Annotated in this window: 20 protein-coding genes, 2 tRNA genes and 1 pseudogene; 11 read left to right on the top strand and 12 right to left on the bottom strand. The window is 64.1% G+C overall.

Translation table 11 applies throughout. The annotated features are described in order from the left end of the window. Positions 1-7: 7 nt before the first annotated feature. The 9 genes from H6935_13725 to soxY form a co-directional block, all read right to left on the bottom strand. Positions 8-1,393, bottom strand: a complete 1,386-nt coding sequence (locus H6935_13725) for an FAD-dependent oxidoreductase (GenBank protein MCP5279397.1) — start codon at positions 1,391-1,393, stop codon at positions 8-10. 14 nt (positions 1,394-1,407) lie between these two features. After that, positions 1,408-1,983, bottom strand: a complete 576-nt coding sequence (locus H6935_13720) for a hypothetical protein (protein ID MCP5279396.1) — start codon at positions 1,981-1,983, stop codon at positions 1,408-1,410. 21 nt (positions 1,984-2,004) lie between these two features. Continuing rightward, positions 2,005-2,712 carry a hypothetical protein gene (locus tag H6935_13715; protein ID MCP5279395.1) on the bottom strand — a complete coding sequence of 236 codons (708 nt, stop codon included), beginning with the start codon at positions 2,710-2,712 and terminating at the stop codon, positions 2,005-2,007. A gap of 35 nt (positions 2,713-2,747) precedes the next feature. After that, on the bottom strand, positions 2,748-3,452 hold the full coding sequence (locus H6935_13710; GenBank protein MCP5279394.1) for a DUF302 domain-containing protein: 705 nt from the start codon (positions 3,450-3,452) through the stop codon (positions 2,748-2,750). A gap of 12 nt (positions 3,453-3,464) precedes the next feature. Then, the gene (locus tag H6935_13705; protein MCP5279393.1) at positions 3,465-4,166 is read right to left on the bottom strand and encodes a rhodanese-like domain-containing protein; all 702 of its coding nucleotides are present in this window, start codon (positions 4,164-4,166) and stop codon (positions 3,465-3,467) included. A 231-nt stretch (positions 4,167-4,397) separates the two neighbouring features. Then, positions 4,398-4,781 (bottom strand): CZB domain-containing protein, encoded by a 384-nt coding sequence (locus H6935_13700; protein ID MCP5279392.1) that lies wholly within the window; start codon positions 4,779-4,781, stop codon positions 4,398-4,400. A 28-nt stretch (positions 4,782-4,809) separates the two neighbouring features. Next, positions 4,810-6,153 (bottom strand): sigma 54-interacting transcriptional regulator, encoded by a 1,344-nt coding sequence (locus H6935_13695; GenBank protein MCP5279391.1) that lies wholly within the window; start codon positions 6,151-6,153, stop codon positions 4,810-4,812. A gap of 52 nt (positions 6,154-6,205) precedes the next feature. Then, positions 6,206-6,520 carry a thiosulfate oxidation carrier complex protein SoxZ gene (soxZ, locus tag H6935_13690; protein MCP5279390.1) on the bottom strand — a complete coding sequence of 105 codons (315 nt, stop codon included), beginning with the start codon at positions 6,518-6,520 and terminating at the stop codon, positions 6,206-6,208. 52 nt (positions 6,521-6,572) lie between these two features. Continuing rightward, positions 6,573-7,043 (bottom strand): thiosulfate oxidation carrier protein SoxY, encoded by a 471-nt coding sequence (gene soxY / locus H6935_13685; GenBank protein ID MCP5279389.1) that lies wholly within the window; start codon positions 7,041-7,043, stop codon positions 6,573-6,575. A 301-nt stretch (positions 7,044-7,344) separates the two neighbouring features. On the opposite strand from soxY, the pseudogene H6935_13680 reads away from it, so the two are divergent. The 8 genes and pseudogenes from H6935_13680 to H6935_13645 all read left to right on the top strand — a co-directional run bounded on the left by H6935_13680 (position 7,345) and on the right by H6935_13645 (position 15,773). Then, positions 7,345-7,689: pseudogene (locus tag H6935_13680) on the top strand (transposase). 240 nt (positions 7,690-7,929) lie between these two features. Then, complete coding sequence (locus tag H6935_13675) at positions 7,930-8,544, top strand: DUF938 domain-containing protein (protein MCP5279388.1); 615 nt, start codon at positions 7,930-7,932, stop codon at positions 8,542-8,544. 2 nt (positions 8,545-8,546) lie between these two features. Further along, complete coding sequence (locus H6935_13670) at positions 8,547-9,653, top strand: hypothetical protein (protein MCP5279387.1); 1,107 nt, start codon at positions 8,547-8,549, stop codon at positions 9,651-9,653. Between the two features lie 166 nt (positions 9,654-9,819). Continuing rightward, positions 9,820-9,969, top strand: coding sequence for an N-acetyltransferase (locus H6935_13665; protein MCP5279386.1), 150 nt, complete (start codon positions 9,820-9,822; stop codon positions 9,967-9,969). A gap of 683 nt (positions 9,970-10,652) precedes the next feature. Further along, entirely contained in the window at positions 10,653-12,698 is a 2,046-nt protein-coding gene (locus H6935_13660) for a TraI domain-containing protein (GenBank protein ID MCP5279385.1), read from the top strand. Then, complete coding sequence (locus tag H6935_13655; GenBank protein MCP5279384.1) at positions 12,695-12,922, top strand: hypothetical protein; 228 nt, start codon at positions 12,695-12,697, stop codon at positions 12,920-12,922. Before H6935_13660 ends, H6935_13655 begins: the two co-directional genes overlap by 4 nt. A 6-nt stretch (positions 12,923-12,928) precedes the next feature. Beyond that, complete coding sequence (gene traD / locus H6935_13650) at positions 12,929-15,055, top strand: type IV conjugative transfer system coupling protein TraD (GenBank protein ID MCP5279383.1); 2,127 nt, start codon at positions 12,929-12,931, stop codon at positions 15,053-15,055. Continuing rightward, the gene (locus H6935_13645) at positions 15,045-15,773 is read left to right on the top strand and encodes a DUF4400 domain-containing protein (protein MCP5279382.1); all 729 of its coding nucleotides are present in this window, start codon (positions 15,045-15,047) and stop codon (positions 15,771-15,773) included. Before traD ends, H6935_13645 begins: the two co-directional genes overlap by 11 nt. A gap of 193 nt (positions 15,774-15,966) precedes the next feature. On the opposite strand, the gene H6935_13640 is transcribed toward H6935_13645, so the two are convergent. The 3 genes from H6935_13640 to H6935_13630 form a co-directional block, all read right to left on the bottom strand. Beyond that, positions 15,967-16,043: transfer RNA gene (locus H6935_13640), tRNA-Arg, on the bottom strand. Between the two features lie 85 nt (positions 16,044-16,128). Next, positions 16,129-16,221 (bottom strand) — tRNA-Ser (locus H6935_13635). A gap of 72 nt (positions 16,222-16,293) precedes the next feature. Beyond that, positions 16,294-17,538, bottom strand: a complete 1,245-nt coding sequence (locus tag H6935_13630) for an aspartate kinase (protein MCP5279381.1) — start codon at positions 17,536-17,538, stop codon at positions 16,294-16,296. A gap of 146 nt (positions 17,539-17,684) precedes the next feature. On the opposite strand from H6935_13630, the gene H6935_13625 reads away from it, so the two are divergent. Genes H6935_13625 through rsmA form a run of 3 tightly spaced genes read left to right on the top strand, consistent with a single transcriptional unit; the run spans position 17,685 to position 20,174 of the window. Then, complete coding sequence (locus tag H6935_13625) at positions 17,685-18,377, top strand: Bax inhibitor-1/YccA family protein (GenBank protein MCP5279380.1); 693 nt, start codon at positions 17,685-17,687, stop codon at positions 18,375-18,377. A 49-nt stretch (positions 18,378-18,426) separates the two neighbouring features. Beyond that, positions 18,427-19,401, top strand: a complete 975-nt coding sequence (pdxA, locus tag H6935_13620; protein ID MCP5279379.1) for a 4-hydroxythreonine-4-phosphate dehydrogenase PdxA — start codon at positions 18,427-18,429, stop codon at positions 19,399-19,401. Next, positions 19,398-20,174: a 16S rRNA (adenine(1518)-N(6)/adenine(1519)-N(6))-dimethyltransferase RsmA gene (gene rsmA / locus H6935_13615; GenBank protein ID MCP5279378.1), complete on the top strand. Its 777-nt coding sequence runs from the start codon at positions 19,398-19,400 to the stop codon at positions 20,172-20,174. The genes pdxA and rsmA overlap by 4 nt, the downstream gene beginning before the upstream one ends. The last annotated feature ends 7 nt before the right edge of the window (positions 20,175-20,181 follow it).

Genomic DNA, 20,181 nt, shown 5'->3' with positions numbered 1-20,181 from the left:
AGCCTCCTCAAATGAACGCATCGGCCATGACGTTGCGCAGCCAGCCGTCGGCGTATTCCGCCTCCAGCTTGCGGTAGATGGCGGGCACGGGGGACTTGTCCGGCATGGCCATGGGGGACACGCCACTGCCTTCCTTGATGTACTTGAAGGTGCCGCCTTCCACCCGGTACAGGTGCGCCACCGAGATGCCGTAGTCATCGCCCACCACGCTGTAACAGGTGTTTGCGTAGATCGGGTCGACCGGCGCCAGGCCGTTGACCTTGGCCACGATCGCCGCCGCCGCCACCTTGGCCTGGGTCATGGCGATGTGGGCCGACTTGGGCATGTCGAAGGCAGCGTTGGGGTTGCCATAGGTGGACATCTCCCCCGCCACGCAGGCATCGCCAATGGTATAGATGCTGGGGTCCACGGCGCTGGCCATGGTCATGGGCTCCACCTTGCACCAGCCCTGCTCGAAGTTGTTGCCCGTGGCACCGGTCAACCCGGCAACAACGGCGATCTTGCCCGCCTTGTGCGGGGGGATGATGTTGAGCACGTCCGCCTTCACATCGACGAAGTCCGAAGACACGGTCTTGGTCTTGGCGTCCAGCTTGGTGACGTTGCCGCCTTCCGCGCCTTTGACCCATTCGATCATGCCGTTGGGGTTGGCGCCCAGGCCTTCCTTCTCCCAGCCATACATCTTGGCCCAGGCCTGGTTGAACAGACCCTTCTTGGAGTGGGAGTCGTTGGCATCCAGGATGATGACCTTGGATTTCTTCTTGCCGTGGTGCTGGAAGTAGTTGGCCACCAGGGAGGCCCGCTCGTAGGGGCCGGGGGGGCAGCGGAAGGGGCCTTTGGGCACGACGATGACGAACTTGCCGCCATCAGGCATGACTTCCAGCTGCTTCTTCAGGAGCAGGGTCTGGGGGCCGGCCTTCCAGGCATGGGGGATGTCGTTGATCATCGACTCGTTGTAGCCCTCGATGCCGGTGTAGTGGAACTCGATGCCGGGCGACATGACCAGGGCGTCGTAGGGCAGGTTCTTGCCTCCCTGGGTGGTGACCACCTTGCGGGCCCGGTCCACCGCGGTGACGTAGTCGTGCAGCACGTTCACACCGCGCTTCTTCAGCCCGTCGTAACCGACGGAGAGCGTGCCGATGTCCCGGTGGCCGACGATCACCTCATTGGACAGCGGGCAGGACACATAGATGGAGTTGGGTTCGATGAGGGTGACCTCGATGTTGGCGTCCATCAGCCTGACGTACTTGGCCGCGGTGGCGCCGGCATAGCCGCCGCCGATGACTACCACCTTGGCCTTGGCGCCGGCGCGGGCGATGGAGGGAAAACTCAGGGCTGCGGCGGAAGAGGCCGCTGCGGTGAATTGGATGAATTGACGGCGATTGATCTGGTTCATGTTGATTCCTCTGGTCACTTGCTCTGGGCGCCATAGAACTGTGCAGCGGTGGCGACGCCGTCCTCTTCCATCTTGCGGGCGTTTTTGGTCATCTTCTTGTGGGTCATCTGGAAGCTCTCATCGCGGTACTTCATGAGTTCCAACTCCATGTATTTGGCCCACTGGCCGGCAAGCATGGGGGTGTCCTTGTCGTCGGGCTGGCCGCCGCTGGCGCCGTGGCAGGTCTCGCAACGCTCGGTGGCCTCCTTGCCCTTGGCCAGCACGTCGGCGCCCACGCTTTGAGGCGCGGGCTTCCAGGGCAGCTTGCCGTAGTAGGCGGCGATGCCGGCGATCTCGTCGTCCGTGTAGCCTTTGATCAGGCGAGTCATGTTGGCGGAGGCGCGCGCGCCGCTCTTCCACTCCATCATGATGTTCTTGAGGTAGCTCTCGGACAGGCCCGCAATGCTGGGCATGGAATGGCCCACGCTCACTCCGCCGGTACCGTGGCAGTTGTTGCAGTTGAAGACGATCGTTTCAATTTTGGGGTCGGCGTGGGCGGCGCCGGTCAGGGTCAGGCTGAGGATGGCCAACCTAAGGGTGCGTTGCTTCATGTGTGATTCCTCCAGATGGGATTACTTGGCGGGCGCCTGGGCGCCCGGGATGGGCAGCATTTTCATGAGCGCGGCGGGATCCAGCGGGTTGGCCGCCGCGCCCGGAGCAGGGGTGGGAACGGTGGCGCCGACCGCCTGGGCCGGTGCCGCCATCATCTGGCCCCATGAGCCATAGGTGGCGGGATTCATGCCGGCGCCCATCCAGTTCATGTACAGGTTGGGGTTCATGGGGGCCATCATGGTGTTGACCGCCTGGGGGCTCAGAGGCGCGGCCATCCAGTTGGCATACATGGCGGGGTTGAGCGCCTGCATGCCCATTCCCAGCGCCTGAGGGTTGATTGGCAGAGTCATCCAGTTCAGGTAATTGGCGGGGTTCAGGCCCTGGGCCATGAGGGCGGTGTAGAAGTTGGGATTCATGCCCGCGGCCATCCACTTCATGGCCACGGCCGGGTCGGTGAACTGCATGTAGTTCTGCAGGGCGGCCGGGTTCATCATGCCGGTGGCCATCTGGGTCAGGGTATTGGGATCCATGCCCTTTTGCGCCAGAGCCAGGCTGGTGGCGGGGTTCATCATGTCCGCCGTCCACTGTGCGAACGCGGCGGGGTCCTTGAAGGCGGCGGCGTTGCGGGTGGGATCGAGCATGCGCTCGGCCACGGCCTGGGGGGTGTCCGCCGCAAGGCAGGCCTGGGTCAGGCCGAGCGTGGCCAGCAGGATGAGGGTTCGCTTCATGGGAGACTCCTTCGTGGTATCAGAGGTACAGCGGATTACAGATCGCCGTTGGCGGCGGCCTGCATGATGTTGTCCATCTTGTCGCGGATGTCTTTCGCGAACTTCGACAACTCGGCATCGATGCCCATCTTGCCGTTCACGGTGTCCAGCCAGGCCAGGTCCCAGTCCAGGGTGATGACCCAGAGCTGCTTGTTGGCGTCTTCCATGATGGCGATGCGGCAAGGCAGGTAGGCGATGGCCTCGGGCGAGGCCTTGAGCACGGCGCGGCCGGCGGCAATGTCGCAGTAGTGGTAGACCTCCATGCGCGGCGCGTCCATGTCGCCGAGCACGGCCTGGAAGTCCTTCCACATCGGGCTCTCGCCGACCTTCTTGAAGTTCAGCTGGTTGGCGCGCAGTTCCATGGACTGCTTGACGTCGTCGAAGGTGAGCCCGTCCTTGGCCTTGTACTTGGTGGACATGAAACTCATGGCGTCGCGGATGCCCATGCTGGGCATGAGGCCCATCATGGCCTGCATCAGTGCCAGCTTCTGGTCGCGCGGCAGGCTGGCGGCCATGCTGTAGGGCTTGGCGGCCAGGGAGGGTTTGAAGGTGGCCATGGAGCCGATCAGGCCCAGGTAGGCCGGGACGTTCGGTAGGGAAATGCCTGGGACATTCACCAGGTAGGGATTGGCGGGAGGCGTTTGCGCGTGCGCCACGGAAGCGGACAGCAACAGGGCGAGCGCGAGGGCGTTCTTGTTCAAGGGTTGATCTCCTCAGTGAGCCGGATGGGCGTGGGTCGTGGTGGTGTCGGGCGCGGTCGCGGGCGCGACAGTGGTCAGCCCAAGCATCTTCCAGTCCTGCATGCCGCCCCGGTACCACTTGAGCTTGTGGGCCGGGTAGCCCAGGGCCAGCAGTTGCTTGATGTTGGTGGGCGACTGGCCGCACCAGGGGCCGTTGCAGTAGAACACCAGGGTCCTGGCGCTCTCGAAGTTCCACAGGCCGTCCTGGCGCGCCGCGCCGAAGCGCAACAGGAGCAGGTCGGCGATCTCGGCCGCGCTGGCGTGGGCCGGGTGCAGGCGCTGCCAGGGGATGAGCACGGCACCGGGAATCACCCCGGAGCGCAACGGCCAGTCGCTGTCGCGCGAGTCGATGACCAGCACGGCATCATCCCGGCCCACGCGGCGCAGATAATCGATCAGTTCCAACTCGCCAAGGGTCTCCACGCCCGAGGCCAGCCGCATGGGCTGGATGCAGTACGGCGGGCAGGGGCGGGAGGTCAGGGAGAAATCCGGATCCAGTAGGTTTTCCGTATCCGGGTTGCGCTCGATGCGCGCGGCCTTGCCCTCGTGCAATACCTCCACGTGGGGCAGATCATGGGTGATGCGAACCTCGCCGGCGCGGACCGCCCCGCACGCCAGAACGGCTGGCACGCAAAGCAGAGCCAGGAATCTTGAAGCGGGCGCAATTGCAGGCATCGTCTCTACACCTCGATATAGATCGAGCCACACATAAAGCAATAGTCATGCCAGAGACGGAGAGGCCATAACCTGCTGTTTTATTGAAGATTACTATGCGCTTATTGGCTTCAGAGCAGAGCTGGTCTGGTCGTTGTCATGACGTGACGTCATGACGGGGAGAGGTTCAGTGGCCCGCCGGTAATACCAGTGACGCATGGCCCACAAAGGCCTTGCACGACCGGGAATGCGTCAGAAATGGTCCGTTGCCGTCAGGCGGATTTCTTCTTCGAACAAATCCAAAGCCGCCAGCAAGGAGTGAGAAATGCCTACCAGTTGCTCCATGATCCGTGCGGCACGGGCATGGTCGCCCTCTGCCTGCGCATGGTGCAACATCTGGTAGACCTCATGCAGTAGCTCATGGCTGTATTCCACGTCCTGATATATTTGCCAGTGACCAAAGGTCTTGAACCCCTCACCGTAAAACCACTGGCCGAAGTCGCAATCCTTGTGGTGCACGGGCGCGCGTTTCTCCTCGATTTCCAGACCGGCCACCATGGCCTGGACATAGGCGCGCCAGCGGATATGCGCGGACTTGGCATGGCGCAATTGGCTCAAGGCTTCAATCTTGGTCATGGTTCCCTCGCGTATGCATATCCCGTTGTTAGATGAGCCCCCGTGCCTTGAGACGGCGATACAGGGTGCGCTCGGTGATGCCGAGTTCCTGGGCGGCCAGGCGCCGGTTGCCTCGGTGTTTGTGCAGCACTTCGCGCAGATGTTCGCCCTCGGATAGCTCATGCTCCGTGCATTCGACGAAATCGGTTTCCGCGTGCACTGGATGGACCGCCAGTGCGCGTTCCGGGCGCGTGACCTCGGCCGGCAGGTGTTCGATGTCCAGCCGCTCGCCCCTGGCCAGGGCCATGGCCCGGTCCAGGACGTTGCGCAGCTCGCGCATATTGCCCGGGAATGGGTAAGCCAGCAGTGCCTCGTAGGCCGCATCGCTGATGCCGTGGCGGTGCCCGGCGCGATCGAGGAAGTAATTGACCAGCTCGGGCAGGTCGCCCTTGCGGTGCCGCAGCGGCGGCAGTTCGACCTGCATGCAGTTGATGCGGTAATACAGGTCGGCACGGAATTCGCCGAGCTTGACCATGGCCTGAATATCGCGATTGGTGGCGCAGACCAGCCGCACGTCCGCCCGCCGTTCGCGGGTTTCGCCCATTCTGCGGAACTTGCCGGTCTCCAGGGCGCGCAGCAGCTTAGCCTGGCTGACCAGGGGCAACTCGCCGATCTCGTCCAGGAACAGGGTGCCCCGGTCGGCGAGTTCGAACAGGCCCATCTTGTTTTCCACCGCGCCGGTGAAAGCGCCGCGGATGTGGCCGAACAGCTCGCTGACGAACCGTTCCTCGGTGAATTGGGTGCAGTCTATGGTGACGAATTCCCGCTCGGCGCGGCGGGACTTGCGGTGGATGAGTTGAGCAGCCATCTCCTTGCCACTGCCAGTCTCACCCAGAATCAGCACGGGGAAGTCGGTCTCGGCCACGGAGGTCAGATTTTCCAGTACGCGCATGAACGAAGGACAACAACCGCTCACCATCCGCTCCGCGTCGAAGCAGAGATCGCGACCGTGGCTGATGGAGGTCATGCCCTCCCCCATCAAAACCACCTTACCTGCCGCGTTAAAAATCGGCGTGGCATGCACGGTCACATAGTCGGGTTCGTGGTATTGGTCGAAATGGCGGTGCACCACCTGAAAGGGATGGCCCTGGTCAAAGGCCTGACGCAACGGGCACTCTTCATGCACGTCGCAGGGCAGGTCCGAGTCGTGGGAAATCTCGTGACACTTGCGCCCCACCACGGTTTGCTTGTCCAGGCCGGCATACATCTCGGCGTAGCGCTGATTGGCGGCCACGATTCGGTATTGTTCGTCGACCAGGCAGTATGGCTCCTGATGGGCGTCCACCAGGCTTTGCAGGAAGGCTTGTTCGGGAAGTTCGCTGTCTTTCGTCATGTCATGGGGCTGCGGGGACCGGCACGAATGTTGCCGATCCCCGGCGGCGGAATCAACCGACGCTGGCCTCGGTGGAGGTCTTGTCGCCTGTATTGTCCACCCAGCTTACCACCACCTTGTCGCCCACTTTGGCACCCTTGACGCGGATGGCCAAGTAGGGGTTCTTGGAGATGCCGCCGCCCCATTGGGCATCCATCACCTGCTTGCCACCCACTTCGCAGGTGACGTTGGTGATGTGATGAGCCGGCACCACTTGTCCAGACTTTGCGTCCTTGCGAAGGCCGGTCTCCATGACGTGGTTCATCAGACACTTCACTTCCGCCACATCCCCCTTCAGGGTGGCGCGGATCTTCATCGGTTCAGCCATGTCGTTTCTCCAGTAGTCGGTTCGATATCCAGGATAGGGTCGGGGTGGGTGATTAACCGCCGCAGCCGCCGATGGTCACCTTGACCTCCTTGTGCGCCTTGAAGGTCTTGCCTCCGGCTTTGACCACCGCCACCACGTTGGACGTGGCGCCCATCTTGATACGCGTGGAGACATACCCCTCCGCCCCGTTCATCATGTTGAATACCGCGATCAGTGGCAGCGCGTTCTTTTCGCCGATGATGGCAATGGACTCGGTGCCCGCGATGCTGGAGACGATTTCCACTGGCACCACGGCGCCATTTTCGGCGATGTCCGGCGCCTTGACGCTGATGTCACTGGATGGCGAGGCAGCACCGGCGCCAATGGCATTCATGGCACCTGCCAAATCCTTTGATTCAAAACCGGCCTTGTTCCAGGTGGCCGCATGGGCGGCAGAGGGTTTCAGAATGCCAGCCGCTATCGCGATGCTCACGATGCCAGCCCCGCCGGCGCCTTTCAGTAGGTTCCTACGCATTGAGTTCATACAATCTCCAGTTACTTGTGTTGAAATGGAGGCGTCTCTTGCCACACCTTCGCGTCATGTCTTCTGTCAACGACACGGCGCCAACGTGCAGCAACATTCGCGCCAATACGCACAATTACTTTAACGTGCTGTTTCTATTCATGTATTGTGGTGTCGCATACGGCGCAGTTGCAAACAAACAGGCCTGCGGATAGGGCGTCGGTCATGACATGTCATGACATTCCGCAAAGGTGGTCTCGGCCTTGAACGGCGTCTTTTTCGCTCCAGGACGCCGAAGTGGTCACCCTGCCGAGTAAGGCGGTGGGCACTCAAGGGCTATCCCAGTGTGGATCGGGAGGCGAAGCTGAAAGCCGCGGGGCACCGCAACCACATTCAGCGCAAGGGGCACCGGAACCAACCGCTGTCGGCATGCCAGGAGCGGCGCAACCGGCGCATTGCCAAGATGCGGGCGCGTATGGAGCATGTGTTCGGTGCCATCGCGCAGATGGGCGGCAAGTTGCTCCGCATCATCGGCCAGACCCGGGCGACCTTTGCCATGACGATGATGGCGGTCTGCTACAACCTAAAGCGGCTGACCTATCTCAAGAGAGCGGGAATTGAAGCCTCTGACGCCCAAAATGGGCCGGATTGCCCAAGAGATAGGTAATCCAGAGAGGAAATGGGGCGATGTCGCTCGGCAACACCGGCACTGGCCGAAGAAACTGAGGCGGATTCGATTGCGCTCATCGTTTCGTCGCCGGATTCACCGAAAGTGTCGAGTTATTCGAGGTGCCCATTATTGACAGTTCCGAACGGGTTGGTGGCGGGGGCAAATGGAACCTGCCCGCAGGTCAATACTCACTAAACTGGGGGTAGCGCCTTGTATGGACAATCAGGGATCGGAAGCATGGACAAACCCAACGCCCCCGCCTGCGAGCGAAACCGGGAACCCATCCTGGCGGTGCTGGCCGAGCACTTCACCGACCGCCGGCGGGTGCTGGAGATCGGCAGTGGCACCGGTCAGCATGCCGTCTATTTCGCCGCCGCCCTGCCCGGGTTGAACTGGCAGGCCTCGGACCAGGCGGCCAACCAGCCGGGCATCCGCGCCTGGCTGGACGAGGCACCTCTAGCCAACGCCCCGCCGCCCCTGGAACTGGACGTCAACGACCCCTGGTCGGCGGGCCCGTTCGATGCGGTAATCAGCGCCAACACCCTGCACATCATGACTTGGCCGGAAGTGGTGCGGCTGTTCGCCCACCTGCCCGACCTCCTGGCGGCCGATGCCAGGCTGGTGGTCTATGGACCATTCAACTGCGGCGGCCAATACACCAGCGACAGCAACGCCGCCTTCGACGTCTGGCTGACGGAGCGGGGTGCCCACCAAGGCATCCGGGATTTCGAGGCTGTGGATGACCTGGCCCGGCGAGCCGGCCTGCGCTTGGTGGAAGACCGGGCCATGCCGGCCAACAACCGTTGCCTGGTATGGCAACGCGGTTCAACGTCCAGCCAGGGGGCGGTCTGAGCATGTCGGCCGCACACATCACGCTCACGCTGCTGTTCGGTTTGGCTGCTGGCGACGTATCGGCCGACTGCCCGCCCACGCCGACGGATTTCGCGCCGCCCTCGGCTGAGCGCCAGCCGGTGGATTTGGAGCAGGCCTTGGATGCATCTTGGCAGGCCGGGGGCGAGATCGTCCTGACCTGCGCCCCGAACGGCACGCCCCGGGCGGGGCGCCTAACCCGGCCGCCCCGGGACGCGGCCGAGGAACAGGCGCGCCGGGCCGAGCACTTTGCCCTGGCGCGCAAGGTCAACATGGCCGGCAAGGGCGAGGCCCACCCCCTGGGGCTGCCCCTAGCCGCCGAGCCCATGGCCCTGCTGGAGCGTTTTGCCCTGAGTGACGCCGGGGCGGTCTGGCTGCGGGCCGTGGCCGACGACACCCTGCGCCTGTTCAATCAGGGCTATCTGGAATATGACAAGGCCGCGTGGTCCCGGGCGGTGGCCCGGGGTGCGCTGCCACGTCTGTCAGTATTGCTCACCGGCCGGCTGACCGAGGCGGCCAAGTTCGCCGGTGACGTGCAGCCGTTCAAGTTCTCCGGCTATGCCGGACCCGGCGCCATGGCCCATCCCGGAGCCATCGGCCTGGGCGACCAGGGCATGCGCTGCCGCTTTCCCACCAGCGACGAACTGGTGGACCCCTACGCCATCATTTCCCACGAATTCGGTCATACCCGCTACGGCGACCCGGCCAGCGCCGGCACCCTGCTGGGCGAGGCGCGCACGGTGGAGCGCTACGAAAACCCGGTGCGGGTGCGCAATGGTTACGAGCCCCGGGCGGTCTATTTCGAGCGACTGAACCAGGGTCCCCTGGAGGCCAGGAAAGACAGCCTGGTACAGCGCCTGATGGGGCTGGAGCGGGAGCGGGGCATCGCGGTGAAGGAGCAGTCGCCGGTGGACAAGTACTACTGCGACTGCCCCGGGCCCCTGCCCATCATCCTGGATTGCGTGGTGCGCCCGCAGGTAGGGGCACAGGACGCTTCGGCACCAGCGACGGAATGGGACTGCAACCTGAACTGGAAGCACGACAGCTTCAAGGGGACGCTGCCCTCGCTATTGCGCCCGCCTGGTCAGTAACTGCCATGCCCAATGGCCTTGGGTTGGAGATCCGTTCCGGGGCCGAGGCCTTTGCTGACGCCGACTGGCAGGGGCTAGACACAGGGGGCGCCCCCTTCGTCAGCCGGGCGTTCCTCGCACCGCCGAGGCGACCGGCGCCGCCGGCCCGGACCTGGGCTGGCGGGCCATGCACCCGGCTTTACGGGATGGCTGGGGCGACCTGGCCGGCTTCCTGCCTCTATACCTGCGCCATCATTCCTTCGGTGATTTTTCCTACGACTGGAGTTGGGCCCAGGTCTGGCGGCAATTGGGCCTGGACTTCAACTTCTTCGTTTAGGTGGAAGTGTGAATTCGCCGGTTGGGTGGGTAAGCTGCCGTTCGTCCCTGAGCTAGGCTGAGCGGCAGGTAACCGCAGCACTGCGGCCCCAGACGGCCCGACCAGCGACAGTCCGTTCTGGCCGAACAGCACGCCTACGGTGTCTGGCAGGTATCAGATGTAGTCCGGCCGTTTGAATGACCGACTGAAGTAGCCCGCGAGCTTAGACGGGAGCGAATCAAGCCACGTACGGGCGCTGCCCTTTCCTGCATATCCAAGGTGCGGCCAGAGGTGTTCGCCAAGAAGGGGGGGTGAGGCAGCAGACTCGCGGAAGAGGGGAAACAAGTGGACCTGCGGCGCCCCCTCAACTGCCTACGGTGCACTATGAAAATCGGAAGCACGAACTGCTTGGCGGCCACGTCATGGATCCAGGTTTCGAGTCTATTCGGCGAATGCCCGAGGGTCTTGGGGAAAACGACGGTCTGAATCTCTGATTTCTCGCTGTCATGGGATGGCGGCGATCGTTACGGTATCTGCCCACCCCATCGAGCAGCGAGCTTGTGCATGAAGCCGCCTCAGGAATCCGTATTGACGAGGCCACACCCATTCCGGACAGCCAATACCGTCCGTGTGCCCCAACACCGTTTGGGTAGGGTCTTCTCAGCGAAATCCGCAGGTCCCGGTCTGTATGGCCGCAATGGGCAATGATGGAGACAGTCGCCGCCTTGCTCGGTGCCGCCAGCCTGGCAGCAGGGGTGGCCGTGACCTTCACCACGAGAGGCCCGCAAACCCGGCAGAAGCAGGAGACAGAAATCCCGCCGGGCTGGATGCCTGTCCTGCCCGAAGAGGATTTGAAACGGCATCTGGACGCAGGTTCCCTCCTCACCTCCATTCGCGTGAAGACCGGTCTTGCACCGGCCAACTTCGAGCGGGACTATGGCCAGACCATCAGCCGGTTCATGACTTTTGCCCAGTTGCTGCCGGCCTCGGAATCCCACCACCATGCCCAGCCCGGGGGCCTGCTGCTGCATGCCCTGGAGACGGCGAACATCGCCCTGCATCTGCGGCGTGCCCGGGTCCTGCCCCCCGGCGTGGCGCCCGAGGACATCCAGCGCCGGGAACACCGCTGGTCCTTCGGGGTGTTCCTGGCAGCACTCATCCATGACGTGGGCAAGCCCCTCACGGATCTGCATGTGGTCATCGCCAAGCCGCGTGGGGAGGGGCCCTGGTCGCCCCTGGCCGGTGCCATGGCCGAGTGCGGGGCGGTCCGTTACCGCGTGCTGTTCGAAGCCTCGTGCGCCTCTCCGGCCGGCCTGTCGGGTGTGCGGGACTACGCCGCCCATCAGCGCATGAGCATCTTCCTGATGCAGCGGATAGTCTCCCAGACTACCCTCGCCTGGCTGTCGGAGGATGCAGAATTGCTGACCCAGCTCACCGCGTTTCTCTCGGGCGAGGACAAGGCCAGTGCCCTGGCCCGGATCGTGATCGAGGCGGACCGGGAATCGGTGCGCCGCAATCTGCTGGAGGGACCACGTACCCGCTTCGCCAACGCCAGGGCGGTGCCTCTTGTCGAACGCCTGATGGAGGCCCTGCGCCGGATGCTGGCCGAGGGAGGGCGCCTGCCCCTGAACCGGCCGGGCGCAGCGGGGTTCGTCGCGAATGGATGCGTCTGGTTCGTGTCCAAACGTCTGGCGGACGAGGTGCGGGACTATCTCGCCGCCCATGAGTCCGCCAGCGGCATACCCGGGCCGGAGAAGAACGATCGGTTGTTCGACGTCTGGCAGGAATACGGTGCCCTGATCCCCAACCCGGAGACCGGCGGGGCGATCTGGCGGATGCGGGTGCGCATGGAGGGATTCGACCAGGTGCTGACCCTGCTGTGCTTCCCTATCGTGAAGCTCTATCCTGATCCGGAGCATTACCCGGCAGACTTCGTGGGCCAGGTCATTCCTCTGACCGGTGATGCGGAAGCGGCCGGAGAGCCGCTCCAGCAGGGGGCCGGGAACGTCTCCGTCATAGTCCCCACCGACGATGGGGGGCCTAAGGACCGGGCAGGTCCCGTGCCGGAAGGGGGCGACACAATACCTGCCAGCGTCATGCCTTCCCGTCTGCAGTCCATGTCGACCCCCGACCCGGACACGGCACAGGTGCCCATGCAGGAGGAGGAATTCCTGGAATACGAGGATGACGCCACCACCTTCTTGCCCAGGCCACCGGAGGCTCGCCGCATCGCGCCCATGCGCCTGCCGGACAAGCCGGATAATCCAATTACGGCAGCCAAGGCCCGGGAGAAGCAGATGGGGCGGAATGTTCCTCAGCCGCCCTCCGAGGCCGCCCTGCGCTTCATGGCCTGGCTGCAGCAGGGTCTGGCGGGGGGCGCCATCGCCTACAACGAAACCGGCGCGATGGTGCACTTTGTGCCCGAGGGCATGCTGCTGGTCTCGCCGCGCATCTTCCGCCACTTCGCCGAGCGCTTTGGCGAGAAGGGGGACGGCAGCCCCTCCACCCTGGCGGAGGACAAGGTCGGCACCGGTATCCAGCGGGAGGTGATCAAGGCTGGCTGGCATGTGCTCGGCCCACGCAAGACCAACGTACACCGCTACCAGGTGGTACGCCGCAACGGCCGGGGCGGGAGCCCGCTCTCCGTGATGATCATCCGCGAGCCCCGGCGCTTCGTCGAGCCCGTTCCTCCGGCCAATCCCCACCTCATCAAGGTGAATCCCGAACCTGCCCAGGATGCCCTGTCATGACCTCCATTCCCACCCCACTCCAATCCCTGCTGGATCGTATCCTGGCCGGCGACCGGCCGCGCGCGGTGTTCCTGCTCGACGGCGAGATCGTCTCGTGTCCCGCCGATGGGCAGCTGGAAGCCCGCTGGCTGCAACGCCCCGAGGCCGTCTTCGTGGGTACCTATGACTGCGAGGTCAGCGCGGCCATGCTGCTGGAGGATCTGCAGGCGGCGGGGGTGCAGTAGTCATCCATGGCCTATCCCGTAGAGAACCTCCTGCGCCGGCCGGTGGAGTTCATTCCCGTCGGGGTGTTCTTCCTGGCTGCCCTGGGGATCGTCCTCAGCCCGGAGACCTTTATGCTGCCTCCCATCATGGCCTATCTGATTGCTGCCGGCCTGTTCGCCCATGCCGGCTGGCGCCTGGTCCAAGGTAGTAGTCTGTTGCGCTACCAGGCCAATCTGCGACGCCTGCCCCGCTACCGCCTGGCCGCGGAAGCGATCCCCTGGTCGGAGCGGGCGCTGTTCCTGGGCATGGGCTTCGCCTGGGATCGACGCCATTCCCAGCGGCTGCATGACACCCGCAACCCGGCGTACCGGGAGCTACTGAGACCCGGGCTGCTGTACCGGGCGACCCGGCGCCTGGAACGAGGCGTGGAGGGTACGCTGTTCGACTGGCTGGGCCGGCTCACTCGCAGCGAGGCCTGGTGGAACCCAGTCGCCCCCCTGCCGCCCGTGGGGGGCGACCCGGCCATTCACGGCGTGGAACCGGACGAGGACGCGGTCTGGATGGACCTGGGCGAGCGGGTGGGCCACATGCTGGTGCTGGGCACCACCCGGGTGGGCAAGACCCGGCTGGCCGAGCTCCTCATCACCCAGGACATCCGGCGCGGCGACGTGGTGATCGTGTTCGACCCCAAGGGGGACGCCGACCTGTTGAAGCGCATGTACGCCGAGGCCCGGCGTGCCGGACGAGCGGGGGAGTTCCACTTCTTCCACCTGGGCTACCCGGAGCTCTCGGCCCGCTACAACCCGGTGGGCAGCTTCTCCCGGGTGACCGAGGTGGCCACCCGCATCACCAACCAGTTGCCCAAGGAGGGGGAGGGGGCCAACTTCGCTCAGTTCGTCTGGGGCTTCGTGAACGCCATGTCCAAGGCCATGACCGCCCTGGGGCGCACGCCCTCCTACCAGGACATCTACCGCTACGCCAACGACATCGAACCCCTGGTGCTGGACTACTGCCGCTTCTGGCTGGACCGGGAACCGCGGGCGGCGGGCTGGCGCGATGAGGTGGAAGCCCTGGAGGTGGACCCCAAGAGTCTGGACCGGGCCATGAAGAACCGGAATATGGACGTAGTGAAGTTGCTGGAATACATCCGCGCCAACAATCTCCACGACGACTCGGCGGCGAGCCTGATGAAGATCATCAGCTACGAGCAGAGCTACTTCAACAAACTGGTGGCATCCCTGATCCCGCTCCTGGAGAAGCTCACCACCGGCAAGGTGGCAGAGCTGGTCTCGCCGGACATGAGCAATCTGGACGATACCCGACCCCTGTTCGACTGGATGGGGGTGATCAACCGGGGCGGCATCGTCTACGTGGGCCTGGATGCCCTGAGCGACTACGAAGTGGCGGGCGCGGTGGGCAACTCCATGTTCTCCGATCTCACCTCCACAGCCGGGCGCATCTACAAGCACGGGGAGACCTATGGCCAGTCAGGGTCGGCGCCGAAGCGGCGCATCTCCATCCATGCCGACGAGTTCAACGAGCTGATCGGTGACGAGTTCATCCCACTGCTCAACAAGGCCGGCGGTGCGGGTTACCAGGTGACGGTCTACACCCAGACCTGGTCCGACGTGGAGGCGCGCATCGGTTCCCGGGCCAAGGCCCAGCAGATCGGCGGCAACCTGAACACCCTGATCATGCTGCGGGTGAAGAACGCGGACACGGCCAAGATCCTCACCGACCAGCTGGACGAGGTGGAGCTGGTGACCACCATGAGCGCCAGCCAGGCCTCGGACAGCAACGATCCCCTGGATTTCTCTGACTTCACCAGCCGAAACGAGGACCGCTTGAGCGCCCGTGTCGCCCCCATGATCGGACCGGCCGACCTCACCCGCCTGCCCAAGGGCCAGGCCTTTGCCCTGATCGAGGGCGGCCGGCTCTACAAGCTGCGCCTGCCCCTGCCGGATGCTGAGCACGACCCCATGATGCCGGAGGACCTGGAGGCCGTGGCGGAGGACATGCGGGGGCGGTATGTGCGGGTGACGCCGGGGGAGTTTGCGTCGGGGGCCGGCTGGATCACCGGGGAAACGCCCCCTTTCGACGGTCCGGACTGGTTGCGTCCCGTGGTGGTGGAGGGCAAGGGCAGTGGCTTCTAGGCGGGGCGAGGGTCTGGCGGCCCACAACGTGTTCCTGTGGCCGCTGAAGCTGGTCTTCTATGCCTGGCTCACCCTGGCGCTGATGGCCCTGGCGGCTATGGGGATGGAAGTTATCCTGGCCAAGCAGGTGTGGGGCGAGGCTGAGGGATTGGCACAGGCGCAGCAGACCCTGAGTCTCGACCTGGCGCTGACCCACGACCTGCGCCCGGACGCGCCCCTGACCGGACTGGCCCGGACCTGTGCCAGGGGAGTGTACGGATTCTTCTTCCAACTGATCCCCATCGAACGCTGGATGACCAACGCGGCCCTGCTGCCGGCCCAGCCCGACGTCACCTACTATGGTGGTGACATCATCGCCCGGAAGGACTTCGTGTATCCCCTGCAGGACGAGCTCTACCTGGCCATGGTCCGGGCCCAGATCTTCGGTGTCCGGCTGGCCATCCTGATGGGGGCGGCGCCCCTGTTCCTGCTGGTCTGGGCATTAGGACTCGTGGACGGACTGGCCCAGCGCCACATCCGGCGCGCCTGCGCGGGGCGGGAATCCTCCTCCATGTACCACCGGGCCAAGTTCTTCCAGTTCGCGGGCCTGGCCATGGGGGCGATGGTCTACCTCATGTGGCCGGTCAGCATCCGGCCGGAGTGGATTGTGCTGCCCCTGGCGCTGCTCACGGGCTTGCTGGCGCGGGTGCAGTGGACGTATCTGAAGAAGTATCTGTGAGGATCGCGATGACGGTGCGGGTTGTTGTTCTATTCCCTGCACGGTTTCACACGCATCCTCTTCATCAGCGGCTGAAGTATGGGTACATGAGGATAGAGGCGAAAAAAAATCTAGCAGCCTATCCGGACATTAGCCCGGCATTAGCCCGCTAGATTTTTGGATAGGCCACACAATGGTAACCTATTGTATTTATTGGCGCGCCCGGCAGGATTCGAACCCACGACCCCCTGGTTCGTAGCCAGGTACTCTATCCAACTGAGCTACGGGCGCTCAAAGAGGCGCGGATTATATAGCAATCCGGCCTTCTGGCAATGCTCTTGAGTTCAATCGATCAAACAAGAGACTCAACAAGAATTGGCGGAGACGCAGGGATTCGAACCCTGGATCCAGCTTTTGACCGGATGCACCCTTAGCAGGGGTGTGCCTTCGACCACTCGGCCACGTCTCCTGTTTCCGGACAGACCGGAAAAGCCGCGCAAGAATACCCGCGCAGCCCGGCAAAAGCAATTTTGCCTCGACTTCAGGCGGAGGCGGGGGCCTGGTCCAGTTCGAAGGTCTGGTGCAGGGCGCGTACCGCCAACTCCATGTACTTGTCTTCCACCACGACGGAGATCTTGATCTCGGAGGTGGAGATCATCTGCATATTGATGTTCTCGGCAGCCAGGCAGCGGAACATCTTGCTGGCCACGCCGGCATGGGTGCGCATGCCGACGCCGACGATGGAGACCTTGGCGATCTTGTCGTCGCCGGTGACTTCCCGGGCGCCGATGGCGCTCTTCACCATGTCCAGGACGACCATGGCCTTTTTCAGGTCGTTGCGATGCACGGTGAAGGTGAAGTCGGTGGTGTTATTGGCGCCCACGTTCTGCACGATCATGTCCACCTCGATGTTGGCGTCGGCGATGGGCCCCAGGATGCTGGCAGCAATGCCGGGCTTGTCGGGCACGCCCAGGATGGTGCACTTGGCTTCGTCGCGGTTGAAGGCGATGCCGGAGATGATGGGTTGTTCCATGGATTCGTCCTCGAATGTAATCAGCGTGCCTTCGCCTTCGCTGGTGTTGAGTTCATCGAAGCTGGACAGCACGCGCAATTTGACCTTGTACTTGCCGGCGAACTCCACCGAGCGGATCTGCAGCACCTTGGAGCCCAGGCTGGCCAGTTCCAGCATCTCCTCGAAGGTGATGGTGTCCAGCTTGCGGGCCTCGGGCACGATGCGGGGGTCGGTGGTGTAGACGCCGTCCACGTCGGTGTAGATCTGGCACTCATCCGCCTTCAGGGCCGCCGCCAGGGCCACGCCCGTGGTGTCGGAGCCGCCTCGTCCCAGGGTGGTGATGTTGTTGTCGGCGTCCACGCCCTGGAAGCCCGCCACCACCACCACGTGCCCGGAATCCAGGTCGGCGCGCATGGCCTTGTCGTCGATGTCCTCGATACGGGCCTTGGTGAAGGCGTTGTCGGTACGGATGGGCACTTGCCAGCCGGTGTAGCTCCGGGCCTTCAGGCCCAGGTCCTTGAGGGCCATGGCCAGCAGGGCGATGGTGACCTGCTCGCCGGTGGACACCAGCACATCCATCTCCCGGGGGTCCGGCTCCTTGTTGATTTCCTTGGCCAGGGCGATAAGACGGTTGGTCTCGCCGGACATGGCGGAGACCACGACGACGACCTGGTGCCCCAGCATCTTGAATTTGGCCACCCGCTCCGCCACGTTACGGATGCGGTCGATGGAGCCCACAGAGGTGCCACCGTACTTCTGAACGATCAGAGCCATGATGAGGTTGTGATTCGAATTGCCTAAAAGGCAGGCATTCTACAAGTTTCCGACCCAATTCGTATGGGGACCAGAAGAGAAGATTGAAACTCTTTCCGGCTGTTGCTAGTCTCATTCCTCGTTGCCAACCATGGAGTCATCCAACAATGCGATTCGACAACGTTGTCCGCATGGACACCACCACCGTTTCCGTTGAGCAGACCAACAAGGTCCTGCGCAATACTTACATGATGCTCGGCCTGACCATGATCCCCACGGTCATCGGCGCCTTCTTCGGCATGAGCATGAACTTTTCCTTCATGGCCCAGCACCCCATCATGGGTACCCTGGGCATGCTGGCGGTCATGTTCGGCCTGTTCTTCGGCATCTCCGCCACCCGCAACAGCGGCATGGGCGTGGTGCTGCTGCTGGTGCTCACCGGCTTCATGGGCCTGATGCTGGGCCCCATCCTGCAAGTGGCCCTGAACCTGCGCAACGGCGCCGAGATCGTGGGCCTGGCAGCCGGCGGCACGGGCGCCATCTTCCTGACCCTGGCCGGCATCGCCACCACCACCAAGAAGGATTTCAGCTTCCTGGGCAAATTCCTGCTGGTGGGCATCGTCCTGCTGATCCTGGCTTCCCTGGCCAACATGTTCTTCCAGATCCCCGCCCTGGCGCTGACCCTGTCCGCGGTGGCCGTGCTGTTGTTCTCCGGCTTCCTGCTGTACGACGTGAGCCGGGTGGTGAATGGCGGCGAGACCAACTACGTCATGGCGACCCTGGCCATTTATCTGGACATCTACAACATCTTCGTGAACCTGCTGCAACTGCTCATGGCCTTCATGGGCGAGCGGGATTGACGACAAGCCCTGACCTGAGGGGCGGCTTCTGCCGCCCCTTTTTATTTGCATGACCGCCCCCCTCGTCCTCACCGCCGGCGAACCGGCCGGCATCGGCCCGGACCTATGCGTCCTGCTGGCCCAGAACCCGCCTGAATGCCCCCTGGTCCTGATCGCGGACCGTAAGGTTCTTGCAGATCGGGCCGCCCGGTTGGGCCTGGGATTCACTGTGCCGGATTATCAGCAGGGACACGCCAACTCCCTGAGCATCCTGCATATGTCCGCCCCGAGCCCGGTCACCGCAGGCCATCTGGATATAGGCAATGGCGCCTATGTGCTGGATACCCTGCGACGCGCCATTGAAGGCTGCCAGTCGGGCGAGTTCGCCGGCCTGGTCACCGGCCCCGTGCACAAGGGCGTGATCAACGAAGCGGGCATCCCCTTCACCGGGCACACGGAATTCCTGGCGGAAATGACCCACACCCCCAGGGTGGTGATGATGCTGGCGGGCGGCGGGCTACGGGTGGCCCTGGTGACCACCCATCTGCCCATCCGGGAGGTGGCCGACGCCATCACCCCCGCAGCCGTGGAGGAGACCCTGCGCATCCTCCATGCCTCACTGAAACGGGATTTCGGCATCGCCGCGCCCCGCATCCTGGTGGCCGGCCTGAACCCCCACGCGGGGGAAGGGGGCCACCTGGGCCGGGAGGAGATCGAGGTAATCGAGCCCGTGCTGGCCCGCCTCCGGTCCCAGGGCATCGATCTCATGGGCCCCCTCCCCGCCGACACCCTGTTCCAGCGCAAGCATCTGGAGGCCTGTGACGCGGTGCTGGCCATGTACCACGACCAGGGCCTGCCGGTGCTGAAACACGCCAGCTTCGGGGAAGGCGTGAACGTGACCCTGGGCCTGCCCATCATCCGCACCTCCGTGGACCACGGCACGGCCCTGGACCTTGCAGGCCAGGGCCGGGTTAACGACGGCAGCCTGCGGGTAGCCATCGCCACCGCCCTGGAGATGGCCAGACACCGAGCCAGGCAAGCATGAACCCCCCCCTTCCCCGCGCCAAGAAACACCTGGGCCAGCACTTCCTGGTGGACCAGCACTACATCGCCCGCATCGTGGCCGCCATCCGTCCAGAGCCGGACGACCTGATGGTTGAGATCGGCCCCGGCCCCGGTGCCCTGACCCGGCCCCTGCTGGACGCCCTGAGGCACCTGCACGTGGTGGAGTTCGACCGGGACATGGTTGCGCGTCTTCAGGCCGAGTTGCCCGCTGAGCGACTGGCCATCCACCAGACAGACGCCCTGAACTTCGACTTCGGTGCCCTGGGCAACGATTTAAGGGTGGTCGGCAACCTGCCCTACAACATCTCCTCGCCCCTGCTCTTCCATCTGGCGGACTATGCGGCCGGCATTCGCGACATGACCTTCATGCTGCAAAAGGAGGTGGTGGACCGCATGGCCGCCGCCCCGGATACCCCGGACTATGGCCGCCTGTCGGTGATGCTCCAGGCCCGCTTCGCCGTCACCCGGCTGTTCATCGTGCCGCCCGGCGCCTTCCAGCCGCCGCCCAAGGTGGATTCGGCCATCGTGCGCCTGGTGCCCTTGCCTGCCGAAGCCGTGCCCTGCACAAACCACAAGGTCTTCGCCGACGTGGTGGCCCGGGCCTTCGGCCAGCGCCGCAAGACCCTGCGCAACACCCTGAAAGGCGTGGCGGACGACACCGCCTTCGCCGCAGTGGGCATTGATCCGGCGCGGCGGGGGGAGACCCTGTCTGTCGCGGAGTTCGCCGCCCTGGCCAACCATCTGACAAACTGAACTCTGG

The organism is Thiobacillus sp. (genome assembly GCA_024235835.1).
GTDB lineage: Bacteria > Pseudomonadota > Gammaproteobacteria > Burkholderiales > Thiobacillaceae > PFJX01.
This window is presented reverse-complemented; position numbering and strand designations above follow the sequence as displayed.